This is a genomic window from Streptococcus cristatus (assembly GCF_003943505.1).
In the GTDB taxonomy this organism is placed as follows: Bacteria; Bacillota; Bacilli; order Lactobacillales; family Streptococcaceae; genus Streptococcus; species Streptococcus cristatus_E.
The window spans coordinates 139123-159334 of the sequence record NZ_RJPS01000005.1 but is presented as its reverse complement, the minus strand read 5'-3'; the positions used below and the strand labels follow the sequence as shown (position 1 = coordinate 159334).

The following is a 20212-nucleotide window of genomic DNA, read 5'->3' as shown; positions in this document are numbered from 1 at the left end:
ATTCCCAGTAAAAAGATTATAAGCATTGGTAATAGCATGCTTTTATTATACCATGATTTGACGTTAAGTCTCTCAGTAAAATTTGAAAAAATTAAGTAGAATCTACTTGACAAAAATTGGTCTATACCATATAATAAAATAAGGAATCAATCAAGAAAAATAGGAGAATAGAATGAAAGTTATTCGTGTTGAGAATCAAGTAGAAGGCGCAAAGGTAGCTTTAGAAATCTTGAAAGAAAAGCTAGCTCAGGGGGCCAAAACATTGGGGTTGGCAACAGGAAGTAGCCCGATTGAGTTTTACAAGCAAATCATTGCCAGTGACCTAGATTTATCAGAGTTGACCAGTGTAAACTTGGATGAGTATGTGGGACTTTCAGAAGATAATCCCCAGTCTTACCGTTACTTTATGAATGAGCAGCTATTTAATAAAAAGCCTTTCAAAGAAAGCTTTTTGCCAAACGGTGCAGCAGAAGATGTGGAAGCAGAAGTGAAACGCTACAATCAAGTCTTGGCTGATCATCCAGTGGATTTGCAAATTTTGGGAATTGGAACCAATGGTCATATTGGCTTTAATGAACCAGGAACTAGTTTTGATAGCACTGTCCATATTGTCGATTTGGAGCAGTCAACTATCCAAGCGAACGCTCGCTTCTTTGAGAAACTAGAGGACGTACCGACTCAAGCCATCTCAATGGGAATTCGGAATATCTTAGATGCAAAATCAATCATCCTCTTTGCCTATGGCGCTTCTAAAGCTCAAGCCATCGCAGGAACAGTCCGAGGAGAGGTGACAGAAACTGTGCCAGCTAGCGCCCTTCAAGGCCATGAAGATGTCGTGATTATTGCAGACAAAGAAGCTCTAAGTTTATTAGAAGCTTAACAATCTATTTCCTATCTAATTTTTAGGTAGGATTTTTTATATTTATCAAAAACATGATTAAAAATATGATATACTAGTTAGGAATGATTTTTTTGGAGGATAAATGTGAAGAAGAAGTTTTTGGTGTTTGGATTGATTTTGTCTGCCTTTCTATCACCGCTTTCTGCTGCGGCAGATGAATTGGTAGATATGGCACGAAAAATGTATCCCAATGAAAATGTACAAGCAATCAATCGTCCTAAGTCATCTTTGATGATTGACGGAAATACGGGCGATATACTGTGGCAGGATAACATTGATGAGGTTCGCGATCCAGCTAGCATGAGTAAGATCATGACCTTGTACTTGGTTTTTGAAGCCATTAAAGAGGGAAAACTCAGTTTAGATACGGTGATTAAGGCGACACCGCAAGATCAGGCGGTTGCGGGAATTTATGAAATTTCCAATAATAAAATCGTGGCTGGGGTCAGTTATACTGTTTCTGAGCTGATTACCATGACAGTTGTACCCTCTTCTAACGCAACAACAGTGATGCTGGCAAATTACCTGTCAGATAACGATCCCGATGCTTTCTTGGATAAGATGAACGCCAAAGCGCAGGAACTAGGCATGACCAACACCAAATGGTTTAATGCCAGTGGTGCTGCGGCAGTTTCCTTCAAAGGTTACTATACTCCTCAGAGATATAATAACTACGCTAGTAACCAAACAACTGCGCGTGATTTAGGGATTTTAGCTTATAATTTTGTAAAGAACTATCCAGATATTTTAAACTATACCAATCAGGCTAAAGTAACTGTCAAGGCTGGCACACCTTATGAAGAAACATTTGAGACTTATAATTACTCATTGCCGGGTGCTCGCTACGCTCTGGAGGGAGTAGATGGTCTGAAGACGGGTTCAAGTCCGAACGGTGCCTTCAACTACATTGCAACTGTCAAGCGCGGAAACCAGCGCGTGATTGGCGTTATCATGGGCGTTGGTGACTGGGCTGACCAAGATGGTGAATATTATCGCCATCCATTTGGAAATGCCTTGATCGAAAAATCTTATGCTGACTACGAGTACAAGAAACTGTTCTCTAAAGGGAAGCAGGAGATTGATGGAAAAACTTACAATCTGCCAGAAGATTTTTATGCGACAATCAAAAAAGATGCGAAGGCAAAGCCTGTAGTTGAGAATGGTGTCTTGAAGGCCGGAAATAATCTATACACGCTCTCTCCAAAGATCTCTGATGAGATGAAAGTGGAGGAAGTAGATGCTTCTGTTACCCAGTCTGCCAAAGAAGAAGTCACTAAGAAAGAAAATAATAAAACTTGGTATAGTGACTTGCTAAGCAACCGCTGGTTAATTGCCTTGCCAATTGTCATTATTATCCTGATTTTCTATATCGAGAATCGGAAATCGAGAAAAGCTAAAGCAAGAACTAGAAAAAAATAAATAATTGATTGCATTTAGCTTGCAAGCTGAAATAAAGCTCAGTTTCTAAAAACTGGGTTTTATTCTATTTTTGGAGAGGTTTTGATGATGGGAAAAAAGTTTTCTAATAGCTATTTGGCTTATTTTTTGATGTATAATTTTTATTTTCTATCCAATTCATTGTTTTCGACCTTGATATCCGTTTATATGCTGGATAAGGGATACACGGCTGGTCAAGTATCTATCGTCGTATCAGCTTCTTTCTTTTCTTCCATGCTGGCTCAGCCAATCATGGGGCTGTTAACTGATACGCTTGGTATCAAGAGAGTTTCGCTTATTAGTTTTTTCCTGATTATTCTGGGAGACATCTTTTTCATGGAGGCTGATGATCTATGGCTTTTAGCCATCTGGTACAGTTTTGTCTTGATGCTCATCAATGGGGTGGGCACCGTGATGGATGTACTGGCGACCCAGAGCCCTTATAAATACGGGAAAATTCGAATTTGGGGGACAATCGGTTATGCCTTTGGTTCGCAGCTGGCAGGTTTGATTTATAAGAATATTTCTCCCCAAGCTATTTATCTGGTCTTTATTGGGACTATGTTGCTGGGTATTATAGGGGTTCTTGGTATGAATCCTAAGCGGGATAGGTTGACTAAAAAGACTGAAAAAAGAGGAAATTCGCTCTTTTCAGCCATTCTTAAAAACAGAACCTATCTTTTTTATCTCATTCTTGTCGCTCTTTACTCAGGTGTGGGCAATACAGGGCATACCTATATTCCGTCCATGCTAGAATCCAGCGGCTTGAGTGTTGATTGGGCAACAACTGTTGTCGCAGTTTCTGTGCTGTGCGAGGCGCCCTTAATCTTTTATTCCTATCTTTTCATGGATAAGATAGCTGTCAAAAAGTTGCTCTATATCTGCTTGGGCATGATGCTCCTCCAGTATGCGGTTTATGCTTTGAACTTTGGCTTGGGTTCGAAAATTGCAGTCACCCTGCTTTCCAAGCATGCCTCTGGTATGGTACTGACCATGCTTAGTCTGCGCATCGTAGCAAATCTGGTGGATGAAAAATATTTGGTGACAGCCTTTGCGCTGCTCCAGACAGGGAGAAATTTGGGCACGATTTTCATTCAGAATATGTCAGGCTCCATCTTGGATCACTTTGGTTATGACAGGATGAATCTTATGTTGACAGTCATTATCGGACTGGTGCTCTTTCTTGCTCTCTTTTTGAAAGTTCCTGAAAAAAAGAATCAGAATTTATTTGGATAAGAAAAAACGAGTCTGAAATTTTTTCAGCTCGTTTTTGTTTGGGGAAATTACATAAGTGAGAGAATAAATAATACTTCGTTCCATTTCACAAGCCCTCTCTTTGGTGTTTTAATTACGAATAAAGATATAAAAGATATTGTTTTGAAAGGGAAATACTCATGTTGCTTGCGAAAAATGAAGAGGGGATTTTACTGAATGCGATAGAAAGCCAGCCGTCCCTAGGCGAACAACTCTTTTGTCCTGCCTGTTCGGGAGCGGTCCGCTTCAAAAAAGGAAGGGTCATGCGACCGCATTTTGCTCATATTTCTCTTGAAAATTGCTCATTNTATGCAGAAAATGAAAGTNCGGAGCATTTGAACTTGAAAGCTGNCCTTTATAGCTGGGGNAAGCAAAGNCAAGANATTCAGGTGGAGGCCTTTTTACCTNAGATAAGGCAGATTGCTGACCTTTTGATAGCTGGTCGCATAGCGCTGGAGGTTCAATGCAGTCCTCTCAGTCAGGAAAGACTTGAGGAACGGACGCGGTCCTATCGTCAACATGGCTATCAGGTCCTCTGGCTTTTGGGCAAGAAATTATGGTTAAAACAGTCGCTGACGAAACTGCAAAAGGACTTTCTTTATTTCAGTCAAAATATGGGCTTTCATCTTTGGGAATTGGATGAGAAAAAGCAGGAGCTTCGACTTAAATATCTCATTCACGAGGACTTGCATGGACGAGCTCAGTACAAGGTCAAATCCTTTCCTTTTGGTCAAGGCTGCCTTTTATCTGTCCTCCGCAGTCCCTTTCAAAAGCAGGGGCTAGAAAGTTATCTGGCGCGGCAGGACCCAGAGATTTGTCGCTATGTTCGTCAGCAGCTTTATTACCAGCAGCCTCGATGGATGAAGCTCCAAGCCCAGCTCTATCAAAAAGGAGACAATCTTCTGACCAAGTCAGCTGAGGATTTTTATCCGCAGGTTCGGCCTGTACAAGCCAGCTCCTTTTGCCAAATAACAAGAGACTTGACGTCCTATTACCAGCACTTTCATCGCTATTATCAGGCTGAAAAAAATAAGCAGCTTCAAATAATCTATCCACCAGTATTTTATGCGAGGATTTCCCCCACTTTTATGATAAAATAGAAAAGATGGAGGAAATTTCTATGGCAAAACAACGAAATGAAATTGAAGAAAAATATACTTGGGATTTGACAACCATTTTCCCAACAGATGAAGCCTTTGAAGCAGAATTGGCGCAGGTTTCTGAAGAAGTGAAGAAAGCAGCTGGTCTGGCTGGGCATTTGCTGGATTCAGCGGACAGTCTCTTAAAAACGACTGAAGTGCAGTTGGACTTGATGCGCCGGATTGAAAAGCTTTATTCTTATGCTCATATGAAGAACGACCAGGATACTCGCGTGGCCAAATACCAAGAATATCAGGCTAAGGGTATGACTATTTACAGTGAGTTTGGTCAAAGTTTTGCCTTCTATGAGCCCGAGTTTATGGCGATTACAGAAGACCAGTACCAAGCTTTCTTGGCTGAGCAGCCAGGTTTGCAACTTTACCAACATTATTTTGACAAGCTTTTGAAAAAGAAAGCCCACATCTTGACACAGCGCGAAGAGGAGCTATTGGCCGGTGCTGGTGAAATCTTTGGTGCAGCGGGCGAAACTTTTGCTATCTTAGATAATGCAGATATCGTCTTTCCGATGGTGCATGACGAAGATGGAAATGAAGTTCAGCTCAGCCACGGTAACTATATCACCTTGGTTGAGTCTAAGAACCGAGAGGTCCGCAAGGAAGCTTACGAGGCACTCTACAGCGTCTACGAGCAGTATCAGCATACCTACGCTAAGACTTTGCAGACCAATGTCAAGGTTCACAATTACAATGCGAAAGTCCGCAAGTTCTCATCTGCCCGTGAAGCGGCCTTGTCATCTGACTTTATTCCAGAAAGTGTCTATGACAGCTTAGTTTCAGCTGTCAATAAGCATTTGCCTCTTTTGCAGCGTTATATCGCTTTACGAGCGAAGATTTTAGGCATTTCTGATTTGAAGATGTATGATATGTACACACCTTTGTCAGAGACAGACTACAAGTTCACTTACGAGGAAGCCTTGGCTAAGTCTGAGGAAGTCCTGGCTATTCTGGGTGAGGATTATTTGAGCCGAGTGAAGACAGCTTTTTCAGAGCGCTGGATTGATGTTCATGAAAATCAAGGCAAGCGCTCAGGAGCATACTCAGGCGGTTCTTATGATACCAATGCCTTTATGTTGCTCAACTGGCAGGATACGCTGGATAATCTCTTTACCTTGGTGCACGAGACAGGCCACAGTATGCATTCCAGTTATACTCGTGAGACCCAGCCTTATGTCTATGGAGACTATTCTATCTTCTTAGCTGAGATTGCTTCAACGACCAATGAAAATATCCTGACCGAGAAGCTCTTGGAAGAAGTAGAAGACGATGCGACCCGCTTTGCGATCCTCAATCACTTCTTGGATGGCTTCCGAGGTACGGTCTTCCGTCAAACCCAGTTTGCTGAATTTGAGCATGCGATCCACAAGGCTGACCAAGAAGGTCAAGTTTTGACCAGCGAGTTTCTCAATGAACTCTATGCTGACTTGAACGAAAAATACTATGGTCTGACTAAAGAGGATAATCCGCAGATTCAGTACGAATGGGCTCGGATTCCGCACTTCTACTATGATTACTATGTTTTCCAATATTCGACAGGATTTTCAGCGGCTTCTGCCTTGGCTGAAAAGATTGTCCATGGCAGTCAGGAAGACAAGGACAAGTATCTGGACTATCTCAAAGCTGGGAACTCTGACTATCCACTTAATGTCATCAAAAAAGCAGGTGTGGATATGGAAAAAGAAGACTACCTAAATGCTGCTTTTGCTGTCTTTGAACGTCGTCTGGACGAATTTGAAGCCTTGGTAGAAAAGTTGGGACTGGCATAAGATGGTCGAGACTTACAACCAAAACTCTAATCCTAATATGCGTCGGCCAGTGGTCAAAGAAGAAATCGTTGACTTTATGAGACAGCGTCTCCAGCCAGTCACTGGCGGCCTCAAGGAACTGGAGGATTTTGCCAAAGCTGAAAATGTTCCTGTGATTCCCCATGAGACAGTGGCTTACTTCCGCCTGCTACTCGAAAGCCTGCAGCCTGAGAAGATTTTAGAAATCGGGACGGCTATTGGTTTTTCGGCCCTTTTGATGGCGGAGCATGCTCCTCAGGCTCAGATTACGACAATTGATCGTAATCCAGAGATGATTGAGCTCGCCAAGGCTAATTTTGCTAAGTATGATAGTCGTCAGCAGATCACCCTGCTGGAAGGGGATGCAGTGGATTTGCTTGAGACGTTAGAGGATTCCTACGACCTTGTCTTTATGGACTCTGCCAAGTCCAAGTATGTAGTCTTTCTGCCTCAGGTCCTCAAGCGCCTCAATCCTGGTGGTCTGGTCCTCATTGATGATGTCTTCCAAGGCGGCGATGTTGCCAAGCCTTTTGAGGAAATTAAGCGTGGCCAGCGAGCTATTTACCGAGGATTGCACAACCTATTTGACGCAACTTTGGATAGTCCAGATTTGACTGCGAGTCTGCTTCCCTTGGGAGATGGACTGCTTATGATTAGAAAAAAATGACATCTTTGATTTTTTCTTAATTTCCAAAAATTTTTAGGAAAAATTAAGATATCAAGTTAGATTTGTGGTACAATAGACAAAGTGAATTTATTGAAGGAGTAGATAAAATAATGAAGAAAAAAATCCTTACAGGAGCAGTAACTCTCTTTTCTGTAGTGGCTTTAGCAGCATGTTCACAAACAGCAAAAGATAAAGATATTGTGACAATGAAAGGTGAGACAATCACAGTCAGTGAATTTTACGATCAAGTAAAAAATAATGGTGCCTCTCAACAAGTTTTGCTTCAAATGGCCATTAAGCAAGTTTTTGAAGAAAAGTATGGCAAAAAAGTAACGGATAAAGAGGTTGAAGAAGCCTTTGAAAAAATGAAATCCGCTTATGGTTCTGCCTTCCAAAATGTTCTTGCTCAAAGCGGAATGACAGAAGATGCCTACAGAGACCAGATCCGCGCAAATAAATTGGTCGAATACGCTGTTAAGAAAGCAGCTGAAAAAGAGCTGACAGATGACAACTACAAGGCTTTCTTTGAAACTTACACACCAGAAGTAACGGCTCAGATTATCAAGGTGGACAGTGAAGAAAAGGCTAAGGAAGTGCTTGAAAAAGCTAAGGCTGAGGGAGCAGACTTTGGTCAGCTGGCCAAGGAAAACTCAACTGATAAGGACACCAAAGATAAGGGTGGTGAGGTGAAATTCGACTCAACCTCTACAACGATTCCAGATGCAGTTAAGAAAGCTACTTTTGCCTTGGAAGAAAATGGCGTTTCTGATGTGATAACTGTACGAGGTAGGCAGAACTATTCAGCAAGTTACTACATTGTTAAATTGGTGAAGAAAACTCAAAAATCTGCAAAATGGACAGATTACAAGAAACAACTAAAAGAGGGAATCCTGACTCAAAAACAAAACGATGCAAGCTTTATTCGCTCTGTTATTTCTAAAGAATTGAAGGAAGCGAATCTGAAAGTGAAGGATCCAGCTTTCCAAAATGTCTTTGCCCAATATGTAGAAGGAGATACTTCTAGCTCATCGTCTAAAGAAGAAAGTAAGTCTCAGTCTTCTAGTTCAGAAGAAAAGAAATCACAATCTTCTAGCTCGGAAGAAGCAAAATCTGAGGCTTCAAGCTCCGAAGAAAGCAAGTCAGAAGCTGCTCATACTGAAGAAAAACCAGCTCCTGCAGCAGAATAAGCTTGACGAAAAGCCAAGAAGTCAGTATAATAAAACTATTGAGAATTGATTTTCTAGATCTCAGCTCAGAGAATTGGCGGTGCTGCGAGCCATGTGAGAGGAAAAATCATGCTACTCATGTTTCAAACTAAATAGCTAATGAGAATGACAAGTTCATTGAATGAAGGTGGTACCGCGGTTTTTCGCCCTTCAGACAAGGAACTTGTCTTTTATCTTGACTCTGGAGGTAAAGCGATGAAGACCTATTTTGTCAAACAAAAATTGCGTCTAGGCGGTGAACGTTTTGATATCAAGGATGATCGAGGTAATGTAGATTACCAAGTAGAAGGATCATTTTTCCAGATTCCTAAGAGTTTCACCATCTATGATTCCCAAGGACAGACAGTTAGCCAAATCAGCAAAATCTTTCTAACATTTTTGCCTCGGTTTGAAATCAAGCTCAGTGACGGGACAAGCTTTTATATTCGCAAGAAACTGACTTTCTTCCGTGATAAGTATGAGTTTGATGATTTAGGCCTTCGTATCGAGGGCAATATCTGGGATCTGAATTTCCGATTACTAGATGACCGCGATCAAGTCGTGGCTGAGATTACCAAGGAGCTTTTCCATCTAACCTCGACTTATCAGGTGAGCGTCTATGATGAGGCTTATTCAGATTTAGTCATTTCCCTCTGCGTCGCTATTGATTATGTGGAGATGCTGGAAAGCTCTTCATCATAATATAAATATTTAGAAAAATTAAGGAGAAAACATAAATGAAACAAATGTCAAGTGCTCAGGTTCGTCAAATGTGGCTGGATTTCTGGGCAACCAAAGGTCACTCTGTAGAACCATCAGTCAGTCTAGTTCCAGTTAACGACCCAACTTTGCTCTGGATCAACTCTGGGGTAGCTACTCTTAAAAAATACTTTGACGGGACCATTATTCCTGAAAATCCACGGATTACCAATGCGCAAAAGGCCATCCGTACCAACGATATCGAAAATGTCGGAAAAACAGCTCGTCACCATACCATGTTTGAGATGTTGGGGAACTTCTCTATCGGAGATTACTTCCGTGATGAGGCCATCACTTGGGCTTATGAGCTTTTGACCAGTCCTGAATGGTTTGACTTCCCAGCTGAGAAACTTTACATGACCTACTATCCAGAAGATAAGGATTCCTACAACCGCTGGATTGAAGTGGGAGTGGACCCAAGTCACTTGATTCCAATCGAGGACAATTTCTGGGAAATCGGTGCGGGACCTTCTGGACCTGATACTGAGATTTTCTTTGACCGTGGTGAAGCTTTTGACCCAGAAAATATCGGTCTTCGTCTCCTTGCTGAAGATATCGAAAACGACCGTTACATCGAAATCTGGAACATCGTTTTGTCACAATTTAACGCAGACCCTGCTGTTCCTCGTAGCGAATACAAGGAATTGCCACATAAGAACATTGATACGGGCGCTGGTTTGGAGCGTTTGGTGGCAGTTATCCAAGGGGCTAAGACAAACTTTGAAACTGACCTCTTCATGCCAATCATTCGTGAAGTAGAGAAATTGTCTGGTAAGGTCTACGACCAAGATGGCGACAACATGAGCTTCAAGGTCATTGCGGACCATATTCGTTCGCTTTCCTTTGCCATTGGTGATGGGGCTCTTCCTGGAAATGAAGGCCGTGGCTATGTCCTTCGTCGTCTTCTCCGTCGTGCTTCCATGCACGGCCAAAAATTGGGCATCAACGAGCCTTTCCTTTACAAACTCGTTCCAACAGTTGGAAAAATCATGGAAAGCTACTACCCAGAAGTGCTTGAAAAACGTGACTTTATCGAAAAAATCGTTAAGAGCGAGGAAGAGTCATTTGCTCGTACCCTTCACTCAGGTCAACACTTTGCCCAAGGTATCGTAGCAGACTTGAAAGAAAAAGGTCAATCAGTGATTGCTGGTCAAGATGTCTTCAAACTCTATGATACTTACGGATTCCCAGTGGAATTGACTGAAGAAATTGCTGAAGAAGCTGGTATGACTGTAGACCGTGAAGGTTTTGAAGCAGCCATGAAAGAACAGCAAGAACGCGCGCGTGCGTCAGCTGTTAAGGGTGGCTCAATGGGTATGCAAAATGAAACCCTTCAAAACATTACTGTTGAGAGCATCTTTAACTATGAAGCATCACAATTGTCTTCTAAATTGGTGGCTATCGTAGCGGACAATGCAGAAGTAGAAGCTGTCTCTGAAGGAACTGCCTCTCTCATTTTTGCTGAGACTCCATTCTACGCTGAAATGGGTGGACAAGTAGCTGACCACGGACAAATCTTGGACGCTGCTGGAAACATCGTGGCGACTGTAACAGATGTTCAGAAAGCACCAAATGGCCAACCGCTGCATACAGTCGAAGTTCATGCTCCGCTTGCCTTGAACCAAGAATACACACTTAGCATCGACACCAATCGTCGTCTTCGTGTCATGAAAAACCACACAGCGACTCACTTGCTCCATGCAGCTCTTCACAATATCCTTGGAAACCATGCAACCCAAGCAGGATCCCTTAACGAAGTCGAATTCCTTCGCTTTGACTTTACGCACTTCCAAGCAGTAACTCCTGAAGAATTGCGCGCCATTGAACAGCAAGTCAACGAAAAAATCTGGGAAGCAATCGCAGTAGAAACTGTTGAGACAGATATTGACACCGCTAAAGAAATGGGAGCTATGGCCCTCTTTGGTGAAAAATACGGCAAGGAAGTCCGAGTTGTAACCATCGGCGATTACTCTGTCGAACTTTGTGGTGGTACCCACGTTGGCAATACTTCTGAGATTGGCCTCTTCAAAATTGTCAAAGAAGAAGGAATTGGCTCAGGAACTCGCCGTATCTTGGCCGTGACTGGCAAGGAAGCCTTTGAAGCCTACCGTGATCAAGAAGATGCCCTTAAAGCAGTGGCAGCGACTTTGAAAGCACCTCAACTCAAGGAAGTACCTCACAAGGTCGAAGGTCTTCAAGAGCAACTCCGTCAATTGCAAAAAGAAAATGCAGAATTGAAGGAAAAAGCCGCAGCCGCAGCTGCTGGTGATGTCTTCAAGGATGTGAAGGAAGTCAACGGCCACCGTTACATTGCTAGCCAAGTTTCTGTATCAGACGCAGGTGCCCTTCGTACCTTTGCGGATAACTGGAAACAAAAAGACTACTCTGACCTTCTTGTCCTAGTCGCAGCTATCGGTGACAAGGTCAATGTTCTCGTAGCTAGCAAGACTAAAGACCTTCATGCAGGAAATCTTATCAAAGAATTAGCACCAATCGTCGATGGACGTGGTGGTGGTAAACCAGACATGGCCATGGCAGGAGGAAGCAACCAAGCCAAAATCCAAGACTTGTTGGATGCAGTAGCAGGTAAATTGTAGTATGCTTTTTGAGATCAGGATTCAGTCCTGGTCTTTTTTACTTCTTTTTTGTAAAGGATCTAAGTCTTTATGACAAAAATCTTTATTTTTTTGACAAATATACTTGTCAAAAAGAAAAGAATCTGTTACAATGTATTTAAGTTAAGAAGAAAAGATAAAAGGAGGGACTAATGGAGATACTGTTTTGGTGTCTACTTCCAATATTTTCTGGTTTGTGGCTGATGTCATCCAGTGAATTGAACAAGGTGAAAAGGAAGTTGAAACGTTTAGAGAGAAATAAAGAAAGGAGTGGAGAAATGTCACGTTTTTTTAAAGAAATGATTGGGAAAAAACCGATCATCATTGGTGAAGTTTTCGGGACAGATTGCTGGGAGGTAGTTGATGCTGATGACGATTGGGTTAAGTTGAGTAAGACCAATAAAAAAGGTCAAACAAGAATCAAGCTCATGCGCATTGACGATATCAAGTCTGTTGAACTGAAAGAAGACTGAGAGGTGTTGTCATGAAGCTGAAAAATCGACTCAAAGAGCTGAGGGCCAGAGACGGGCTGAATCAAACTGACTTAGCCAAGAAAGCCGGCGTGTCGCGGCAAACGATTAGCTTGCTGGAGCGGGATGAATATACGCCCTCCGTGGTCATTGCTCTCAAAATTGCTCAAATTTTCAACGAAAGTGTCGAAAATGTCTTTCGCTTAGTGGAGGAAGAGTAGGTAGTTGGGAAAAATCAGTTGCTGGAGATAGTTTATGCTAGCCATCTTGTCATGAAGACTAGCAAGCAAGTTCTGTATCAAGGTAGTACTTGAGCTAATCTTAATAAGCTGTGTAAGTATATTAGTGCTTTTCCGCAAGTGACGGAAAGTAAAACAAGGAGAAAAACAATGCAAGAATTTATGGAAAACTTTAAAGTTAACGAAGAACAAGCAAAAATTGCTGGTGTCTGTGCAGGTTTGGCGGATTATTTTGGGATAAAGGTAGCTTATATTCGTCTGATGTTCGCAGTTGTAGTGCTAGCATCAACTGAGTTAGGGATTTTTGTAGCCTTGGGCTATGCCTATCTGGCAGGATGGTTGCAAAGGGATTATTTGTGGAATAAAATGAACAAAAAAGTCAGAAATCACTTTATTTTTCTGATGACAGTGCTGATTATTTTACCTTTATTTGGCCGTGAAATACTGGAAATTGCCTCTGACTTTATTAGCCAAGTCATGGCTTGGCTGACTGCGCTTATTTAAGAATAGGAGAAAACAATGTCAACAAAGAAAAGAATATTGAGAAATATCGGCATCTTCATTCTTGCTGCTATATTAGGAGGAGGAGTAGTCGGTTTTATAATGGCTCATTTTGAGTATTTCTCTTGGCCGACCGTCTTAAATGTTGAACTGCTGAAGAACATTGGTCGAGCGAGTTTGTTTATTCTCTATCCCGTAACCTTTTTCTTGCTCTATCAGACGCATAAATTTCACGGGGCTTACCAGAGAGAAGAAGATGATGACAAAAGCTATGAGCTCTATCGTCAAACTTTCAAAACACTAGAATATGCGACGATTTTATATAATATCTCGTATGCTCTGACTCTATTAACCCTCTTTGTAGGAGTGAGCTACCTTGGTCCGATACTAAGGTCAGAAACGACGATTCACATTCCATTTTATGATATTGCACTGTTTCTTGCTTTGATTTTAGGTCAAATTCTTGTATTGAAAACCACTCAGAAGGTTCGTCAATATAAATTATCTGCTATGCCAACCATTGAGGAGATGAAGGACTATGCGCTGTCCTATGATGAAGGGGAGTTGCAGGCTCATTATGAGCAAAGCTTTTTAACTCTCTTTAATCTCAATCAGCGGCTCATTCCAGGTCTCTATATCCTTCTCTTTCTTGTCGGAGCTGGGACACCGATGCAGGTCGTATCTGGCATGATTGTCTTAACCATTATTTTTGTCTATATCAATGTGGACTCCTATCAAGCAGTTAAAAGATATTTCAAATAAGCTGTTTGTCGGCCCAAAAGGAGTTCATTTGAAATTAGTGAGTTTTATCTTTCCTAGTATCTATATTGGACTGATACTGCTAAATCTCCTATTCCAACTGGATACGATTTTGGCTTGGATTGCGGTATCGGTCATCTATCTTTATGTTACTGTCAGCCAGTACAAAATCGTTAAACGTTATTATAAGTAAGAAAGTGAGAAGAGGCCTTATGTCACAAGTGATTCAAGTAGAGAATATTTCTAAAAGTTTTGGAGATAAAAAAGCTTTAGAACAGATTAATTTTCATATCGATCAAGGAGAAATTTTCGGATTTTTAGGACCATCTGGATCAGGAAAAACAACGTTAATTAATATACTAACAGGCCAGCTTGATGCCGACGATGGTCAAAGTAAAATCCTTGGTAAGGCTTCAGATACTATTAATGCTCAGGATTTGGTGAAAATTGGTCTGGTATCTGATACAAGTGGCTTTTATGAAAAGATGACTCTCTATAAAAACCTGCAGATATATGCGAAATTATACGATTTAAAAAATGAGCGGATAGATGAAGTTTTAGAGCAGGTTGGTTTGTTAGAAAGCAAAAATATTGTAGCAGAGAAACTTTCGACAGGTATGAAGCAACGGATGTTTCTAGCTAGGGCTCTTTTAAATGATCCTGAAATTTTATTCTTAGATGAACCAACGAGTGGGCTTGATCCTCGTACTTCCAAGGTGATTCATGAGCTTTTGCTTGAGCTGAAGAAAAAAGGAACAACTATTTTTCTGACGACGCATGATATGTATGAAGCTAGTGCCCTTTGTGATCGACTGGCCTTACTAAATAAGGGAGTATTAGTAGAGTATGGAAAGCCGAAAGCTATTATTCAGAAATATAACGCAGCCAAGAAAGTTAAAATTAGCTATGAAAATGGAGAAATCGAGCAAATTTCCTTCTCTGATTTAGCTACAAAAGACCTAAAATTGGCCATTACAGTACATTCTTGCGAACCTACATTAGAAGAAATCTTTATTCAATTAACAGGAGAAAAATTAGATGTATAAAAAAATTAAAGCTCTCACATGGCTGCGTACTCAGATTTTATTGACAAACTCTTCTTTGCTTATATCCGTCTTGCTGCCCTTTGGCCTCCTCTTTTTGTACAATATGATTTTAAATAAGAATGGCAATGCAGGCCAAGGACTATTGAAGATGATCCTGCCTATGACTTTTGCCATGAGTGGCGGCTACATGGTATCTATTATGATGGCAGAGGACAAGGAAAAGCGCAATCTAAAAACCTTGATGTTGAGCGGGGTTCGTTCTACTGAATACCTCTTATCCATGTTGGTTTATCCCTTCCTATTTACAGTCTTTGCCTTGCTTTTTTTCCCATATTATTTGCATGTAGATCTCTCTGGCAAATGGCCTATCTATCTTTTGATCAATCTCTTAATTATTGTTATTATCCTTTTAATCAATCTTTTTATTGGTGGTATTTCCAAGACACAATCACAAGCTCAGGTTTATAGTTTATTTCCGCTGTTTCTGATTAGTTTCGTACCTCTATTTGCTAGTTTTGATAAAACAATACAGCACATTCTACGGTTTACTTTTATGAATCCTTTTATCAACTTCTTTGAAACAGGAGACTATTCTTTTAAAATTGAAGATTTCTCTAATTTGGTGATTTGGCTTCTTATTTTTATCAGTGCAAGCACCTATGTCTTGAGTAAAGGTCGAAAATGATGGAGGAGATTTTATGAAACTCATTAAAAAAATCAATTTTATGGAAGAAAAGAAATATGTAATCGGTCTAAATGTAGCAGGGCTCTTACTGATTTTTCCTTTCTCCATGCTTTTTGCGAAATTGACCCAGCTAATTTTTCGTGCAGACCATTATGATTTTTCGGGTCTAGATCTTGCCTATTTTTTAGTTTTTGCCTTTATCCTTGTCGTCATCCATGAGTACATCCACGGTTTCTTCTTCAAGCTTTTTGGTAAAGGGAAGGCCAAGGTCAAGTTTGGTTTTAAAAAAGGGATGGCCTATGCGACTAGTCCAGGAACCTTTTATAATCGTAAGGACTTCTTGGTCATTGGTTTGGCACCTTTTGTTTTGATTAGCCTACTTCTGACCTTATTGGCCATGCTGGGCTTGCTCAGTTCAACTCTCTACATGCCTCTGGCTAGTATTCATGCAGCAGGATGTGTTGGTGACTTTTACATCGCTTTGCTGCTGTTGGGCCAGACTGATGATATTCTGGTCGAGGATACTGAGGTTGGGATGAACTTTTACCAGAAAGAAGAGCCTAGTCAGGGCTAGCAATCACAAGTGTTATATACTTTTTTTAAAATGTCTATTAAAGAGTAACAGACTTGATAATTTAAAGATGTGGAGCAATGTTGATCTTGTCTAAATGAATTGCAGTATGATACTAATTTCAAGTTTAAAACAAATGAAACCCGAAGGACTAGAAGTTCCTTCGGGTTTTGTATATAAGAGAAAAATGATTAGACAAGTTCGTCAATAGAAGTGTAATCAAGATTCAAGCCTTCTGCAACTGGTCGGCTAGTGATGTGACCGTGATAGGTTGTGACACCTTCACGCAATCCAGCATCGTCTGCAATAGCTTGTCTGAAGCCTTTCTCAGCCAGTGCTTCGATATAAGGAAGAGTAACATTGGTCAGGGCGATAGTAGAAGTGCGGGCTACGGCACCAGGGATATTGGCTACCGCATAGTGGAGAACACCGTGTTTCTCATAGACTGGCTCATCGTGGGTTGTCACGCGGTCAGCAGTCTCGATAACACCACCTTGGTCAACAGCCACGTCAACAATAACAGAACCAGGGCGCATTTGCTTCACCATATCGTCAGTTACCAGTTTTGGTGCTTTAGCACCAGGAATGAGCACAGCTCCAATCACGACATCAGCTTCGCGGACGCTTGCCTCAATGTTAAATGGGTTGGACATGAGAGTTTGAATTTGGTTGCCAAAGACTTCTTCTAGAACGGATAGACGTTTGGCGCTAATATCGAGAATCGTAACCTGAGCGCCTAGTCCCAGAGCGATACGGGCTGCATGAGTTCCTACAACACCGCCTCCGATAATGGTAACTTTACCTTTTGGCACTCCGGGTACACCGCCAAGGAGAACGCCAGAGCCACCTGTTTGCTTGGTTAGGAAATGAGCTCCGATTTGAACCGCCATGCGGCCAGCAACCTCACTCATGGGTACTAAGAGTGGTAGTTGTCCTTGTCCGTCACGTACAGTCTCGTAGGCTACCCCGGTAGTTTTAGCAGCTACCATAGCTTGGGCTAATTCGGGAGCAGCGGCCATGTGCAGGTAAGTGAAGAGTAGAAGGTCATCACGCAAGAACTGGTATTCAGTTTCCAGCGGTTCTTTAACCTTAACAACCAACTCAGCTGCCCAAGCTTCAGCAGCAGTGGCAACGATTTTTGCACCTTGCTTTTCATAGTCTGCATCTGCAAAGCCAGATCCAAGTCCAGCATTTGTCTCGATCAGCACCTGATGGCCTTTTCCTACAAGACTGTGCACACCAGCTGGCGCCAGGGCAACGCGGTTTTCATTATTTTTAATTTCTCTTGGAATTCCGATTAACATAGAGCTTTACTCCTTTTTCTAACGCTAGGATCTCCGAATACAGGACTACAAAGGAACCTAGGTCAATTATTGTGATGTTTTCATTTTAAAGGAAACTGTCGTAAAAAGCAAGAAAAAAAGGATTGTTTTAGGCAGGGAATTATGCTATTCTGATAAGAAAAATCAGGAGGAAGAGATGGAAAATATTTATATTAAGCTAAGCCAGCATTCCAGAATTGAGACGGAACGATTGATCTTGCGCCCGGTGACTTTAGAGGACGCACCAGCCATGTTTGAATATGCTTCAGACGAGGAGAATGTCCGCTATACCTTTGAGGCTAACAAAAATCTAGAAGAAACCCGTAATAATATTGCCTTGTTTTACCTAGCTAATCCTTTGGGGCGCTGGGGCATCGAGCTAAAAGAGACTGGTGATTTTATCGGAACGATTGACCTGCATAAGATTCGCTTGGATTTGAAAACGGCAGCTATCGGCTATGTGATCCATAAAAAATACTGGAATCAGGGCTATACGACGGAGGCCAATCGAGCGGTGCTTGAGCTGGCTTTTGAGGAAATCGGGATGAACAAACTTGCAGCGCTGCACGATGCGGATAATCCAGCCTCCGGCCGTGTCATGCAAAAGTCAGGCATGATCTTTTCCCACGAAGAGCCTTACGCATCACTAGATAAGCATGAGGAAGGGCGCATAGTGACACGGGTGCATTACTATCTGACTAGGGACCAATATTTCGCAAAAAAATGAGAAAGAATATTGACAAGTACCTGTCTACATGATATAGTAGATAGGTAATGCTGATTTAGCTCAGTAGGCAGAGCGCATCCATGGTAAGGATGAGGTCGCCGGTTCGATCCCGGCAATTAGCACTCGATAGAAAGGTTGAGATTTTCTCAGCCTTTTTTGGTTTTAAATCAGGATTTCTCCTAGTTCAAATACAATGCTTATGCTCTCATAGGCGCCCAAATATGGTATAATAAAAGTAATATTAGCAAGGCAGGTAAAATATGTATATCGAAATGGTGGATGAAACCGGTCAGGTTTCTCAAGAAATCATCAAGCAGACTCAGGAAATCTTGGAGTTTGCGGCTCAGAAAACGGGCAAAGAAAATAAGGAAATGGCTGTGACCTTTGTGACCAATGAGCGCAGCCATGAGCTCAACTTGGAATACCGAGACACAGATCGGCCGACAGATGTCATCAGCTTGGAATACAAGCCAGAGCTGGATATTGCCTTTGACGAGGAAGATTTGGCGGATGATCCTGAGCTGGCTGAGATGCTGGAGGATTTTGATGCTTATATTGGCGAGCTCTTCATTTCGGTGGACAAGGCGCGGGAGCAGGCAGAAGAATATGGCCACAGCTTTGAGCGGGAGATGGGCTTTTTGGCGGTGCATGGTTTTCTGCATATCAACGGCTATGATCATTATACGCCAGAAGAAGAAGCAGAAATGTTTGGCTTACAGGAAGAAATTTTGACAGCTTATGGACTTACAAGAGAATAAAAATAACAAGCGCAAGTGGAAAAATCGAGATGTCATATCAAGTTTAGAGTTCGCTCTGACGGGGATTTTCACAGCTTTTAAGGAAGAAAAGAATATGCGGAGCCATGTTCTTTCAGCTTTAGCTGCCATCATTGCAGGTCTGATTTTTCGGATTTCAGCGACGGAGTGGCTTTTCTTGCTGCTAAGTATTTTTTTGGTAATCGCTTTTGAGATCATGAATTCAGCTGTTGAAAATGTTGTGGATCTGGCTAGTGATTATCACTTTTCTATGCGGGCAAAGAATGCCAAGGATATGGCAGCTGGTGCAGTTTTGGTGGTTTCTGGTTTTGCAGTTATCACAGGTTTGATTATCTTTCTGCCAAAACTGTGGGATATTATTTTTTAGAGAAGGAATAGAACAATGACTTTTAAATCAGGCTTTGTAGCCATTTTAGGCCGACCAAATGTCGGTAAATCAACTTTTTTGAATCATGTCATGGGGCAAAAAATTGCCATCATGAGCGATAAGGCTCAGACGACCCGCAACAAGATTATGGGGATTTACACGACGGATAAGGAGCAGATTGTCTTTATCGACACGCCGGGAATCCATAAGCCTAAGACGGCTCTGGGTGATTTCATGGTGGAAGCAGCTTATAGCACGCTGCGTGAGGTGGACACGGTTCTCTTCATGGTACCGGCTGATGAGCCGCGTGGTAAGGGCGATGACATGATTATCGAACGCCTGAAAGCGGCTAAGGTGCCAGTTATTTTGGTGGTCAATAAGATTGATAAAGTCCATCCGGATCAGCTCTTGGCGCAAATTGATGATTTCCGTCAGCAGATGGATTTCAAAGAAATCGTGCCAATTTCAGCCTTGCAGGGTAACAATGTTTCCCGTCTGGTTGATATTCTTAGTGAAAATCTGGAGGAAGGTTTCCAATATTTCCCAGAAGACCAAATTACCGACCATCCAGAGCGCTTCTTGGTTTCAGAAATGATCCGTGAAAAGGTTCTACACCTGACTCGTGAAGAAATTCCCCATTCAGTCGCGGTAGTTGTTGACAGCATGAAGCGAGACGAGGAGACGGACAAGGTCCATATCCGAGCGACGATCATGGTCGAGCGAGACAGCCAAAAAGGCATTATCATCGGTAAAGGCGGCTCCATGCTTAAGAAAATTGGTTCTATGGCTCGGCGTGATATCGAGCTCATGCTGGGGGACAAGGTTTTCCTCGAAACCTGGGTCAAGGTCAAGAAAAACTGGCGGGACAAGAAGCTGGACTTAGCGGACTTTGGCTATAATGAGAAGGAGTATTGAGGTTTTTTAAGCAAGCTTGGAAAAATTATGTTTGAAATAGCAGTGAAAGAGAGCA

Annotated in this window: 22 protein-coding genes and 1 tRNA gene; 22 read left to right on the top strand and 1 reads right to left on the bottom strand. The window is 41.9% G+C overall.

What is annotated here, in order from left to right:
- Positions 1–172: 172 nt before the first annotated feature.
- From nagB to D8792_RS06080, 17 genes are all read left to right on the top strand, one after another.
- Positions 173–880: a glucosamine-6-phosphate deaminase gene (gene nagB / locus D8792_RS06160; RefSeq protein ID WP_125373328.1), complete on the top strand. Its 708-nt coding sequence runs from the start codon at positions 173–175 to the stop codon at positions 878–880.
- A gap of 105 nt (positions 881–985) precedes the next feature.
- Positions 986–2320: a D-alanyl-D-alanine carboxypeptidase gene (locus D8792_RS06155; protein ID WP_125373327.1), complete on the top strand. Its 1335-nt coding sequence runs from the start codon at positions 986–988 to the stop codon at positions 2318–2320.
- An 87-nt stretch (positions 2321–2407) separates the two neighbouring features.
- Positions 2408–3574, top strand: coding sequence for an MFS transporter (locus tag D8792_RS06150; RefSeq protein WP_185758414.1), 1167 nt, complete (start codon positions 2408–2410; stop codon positions 3572–3574).
- Positions 3575–3732: 158 nt separating this feature from the next.
- Positions 3733–4692, top strand: coding sequence for a competence protein CoiA (locus tag D8792_RS06145; RefSeq protein ID WP_125373325.1), 960 nt, complete (start codon positions 3733–3735; stop codon positions 4690–4692).
- 20 nt (positions 4693–4712) lie between these two features.
- Positions 4713–6515, top strand: a complete 1803-nt coding sequence (gene pepF / locus D8792_RS06140; protein ID WP_125373324.1) for an oligoendopeptidase F — start codon at positions 4713–4715, stop codon at positions 6513–6515.
- A 1-nt stretch (position 6516) separates the two neighbouring features.
- A complete protein-coding gene (locus D8792_RS06135) occupies positions 6517–7200 on the top strand; it encodes an O-methyltransferase (RefSeq protein ID WP_125373323.1) in 684 nt (227 codons plus the stop codon).
- A gap of 110 nt (positions 7201–7310) precedes the next feature.
- On the top strand, positions 7311–8387 hold the full coding sequence (gene prsA / locus D8792_RS06130) for a peptidylprolyl isomerase PrsA (protein ID WP_125373322.1): 1077 nt from the start codon (positions 7311–7313) through the stop codon (positions 8385–8387).
- A 138-nt stretch (positions 8388–8525) separates the two neighbouring features.
- Positions 8526–9107, top strand: a complete 582-nt coding sequence (locus tag D8792_RS06125; protein ID WP_185758409.1) for an LURP-one-related/scramblase family protein — start codon at positions 8526–8528, stop codon at positions 9105–9107.
- Between the two features lie 35 nt (positions 9108–9142).
- Positions 9143–11761, top strand: a complete 2619-nt coding sequence (alaS, locus tag D8792_RS06120; protein WP_125373321.1) for an alanine--tRNA ligase — start codon at positions 9143–9145, stop codon at positions 11759–11761.
- Between the two features lie 296 nt (positions 11762–12057).
- Positions 12058–12252, top strand: coding sequence for an aspartyl-tRNA synthetase (locus D8792_RS11710; RefSeq protein WP_231089324.1), 195 nt, complete (start codon positions 12058–12060; stop codon positions 12250–12252).
- 11 nt (positions 12253–12263) lie between these two features.
- On the top strand, positions 12264–12470 hold the full coding sequence (locus D8792_RS06110; RefSeq protein ID WP_005590740.1) for a helix-turn-helix transcriptional regulator: 207 nt from the start codon (positions 12264–12266) through the stop codon (positions 12468–12470).
- Between the two features lie 168 nt (positions 12471–12638).
- Positions 12639–12992, top strand: coding sequence for a PspC domain-containing protein (locus D8792_RS06105; protein ID WP_125373319.1), 354 nt, complete (start codon positions 12639–12641; stop codon positions 12990–12992).
- A 15-nt stretch (positions 12993–13007) separates the two neighbouring features.
- Positions 13008–13751 carry a DUF3169 family protein gene (locus D8792_RS06100; RefSeq protein ID WP_125373318.1) on the top strand — a complete coding sequence of 248 codons (744 nt, stop codon included), beginning with the start codon at positions 13008–13010 and terminating at the stop codon, positions 13749–13751.
- A gap of 28 nt (positions 13752–13779) precedes the next feature.
- Positions 13780–13941 carry a hypothetical protein gene (locus D8792_RS06095; RefSeq protein ID WP_260470241.1) on the top strand — a complete coding sequence of 54 codons (162 nt, stop codon included), beginning with the start codon at positions 13780–13782 and terminating at the stop codon, positions 13939–13941.
- A 19-nt stretch (positions 13942–13960) separates the two neighbouring features.
- Positions 13961–14794 carry an ABC transporter ATP-binding protein gene (locus tag D8792_RS06090; RefSeq protein ID WP_125373317.1) on the top strand — a complete coding sequence of 278 codons (834 nt, stop codon included), beginning with the start codon at positions 13961–13963 and terminating at the stop codon, positions 14792–14794.
- A complete protein-coding gene (locus D8792_RS06085) occupies positions 14787–15479 on the top strand; it encodes an ABC transporter permease (protein WP_125373316.1) in 693 nt (230 codons plus the stop codon). Before D8792_RS06090 ends, D8792_RS06085 begins: the two co-directional genes overlap by 8 nt.
- A gap of 13 nt (positions 15480–15492) precedes the next feature.
- On the top strand, positions 15493–16053 hold the full coding sequence (locus tag D8792_RS06080; protein WP_125373315.1) for a DUF3267 domain-containing protein: 561 nt from the start codon (positions 15493–15495) through the stop codon (positions 16051–16053).
- A gap of 188 nt (positions 16054–16241) precedes the next feature.
- Here the strand turns inward: D8792_RS06080 and ald are convergent, their stop codons facing one another.
- Positions 16242–17354, bottom strand: a complete 1113-nt coding sequence (ald, locus tag D8792_RS06075; protein WP_125373314.1) for an alanine dehydrogenase — start codon at positions 17352–17354, stop codon at positions 16242–16244.
- 175 nt (positions 17355–17529) lie between these two features.
- Between ald and D8792_RS06070 the strand changes: the two genes are divergently transcribed.
- The 5 genes from D8792_RS06070 (at position 17530) to era (ending at position 20157) form a co-directional block, all read left to right on the top strand.
- A complete protein-coding gene (locus D8792_RS06070) occupies positions 17530–18099 on the top strand; it encodes a GNAT family N-acetyltransferase (RefSeq protein ID WP_125373313.1) in 570 nt (189 codons plus the stop codon).
- 49 nt (positions 18100–18148) lie between these two features.
- Positions 18149–18221: transfer RNA gene (locus D8792_RS06065), tRNA-Thr, on the top strand.
- A gap of 138 nt (positions 18222–18359) precedes the next feature.
- Entirely contained in the window at positions 18360–18857 is a 498-nt protein-coding gene (gene ybeY / locus D8792_RS06060) for an rRNA maturation RNase YbeY (RefSeq protein WP_125373312.1), read from the top strand.
- Positions 18838–19242, top strand: coding sequence for a diacylglycerol kinase family protein (locus tag D8792_RS11705; protein ID WP_125373311.1), 405 nt, complete (start codon positions 18838–18840; stop codon positions 19240–19242). Before ybeY ends, D8792_RS11705 begins: the two co-directional genes overlap by 20 nt.
- A 15-nt stretch (positions 19243–19257) precedes the next feature.
- Positions 19258–20157, top strand: a complete 900-nt coding sequence (gene era / locus D8792_RS06050) for a GTPase Era (RefSeq protein ID WP_125373310.1) — start codon at positions 19258–19260, stop codon at positions 20155–20157.
- Positions 20158–20212: the final 55 nt, after the last annotated feature.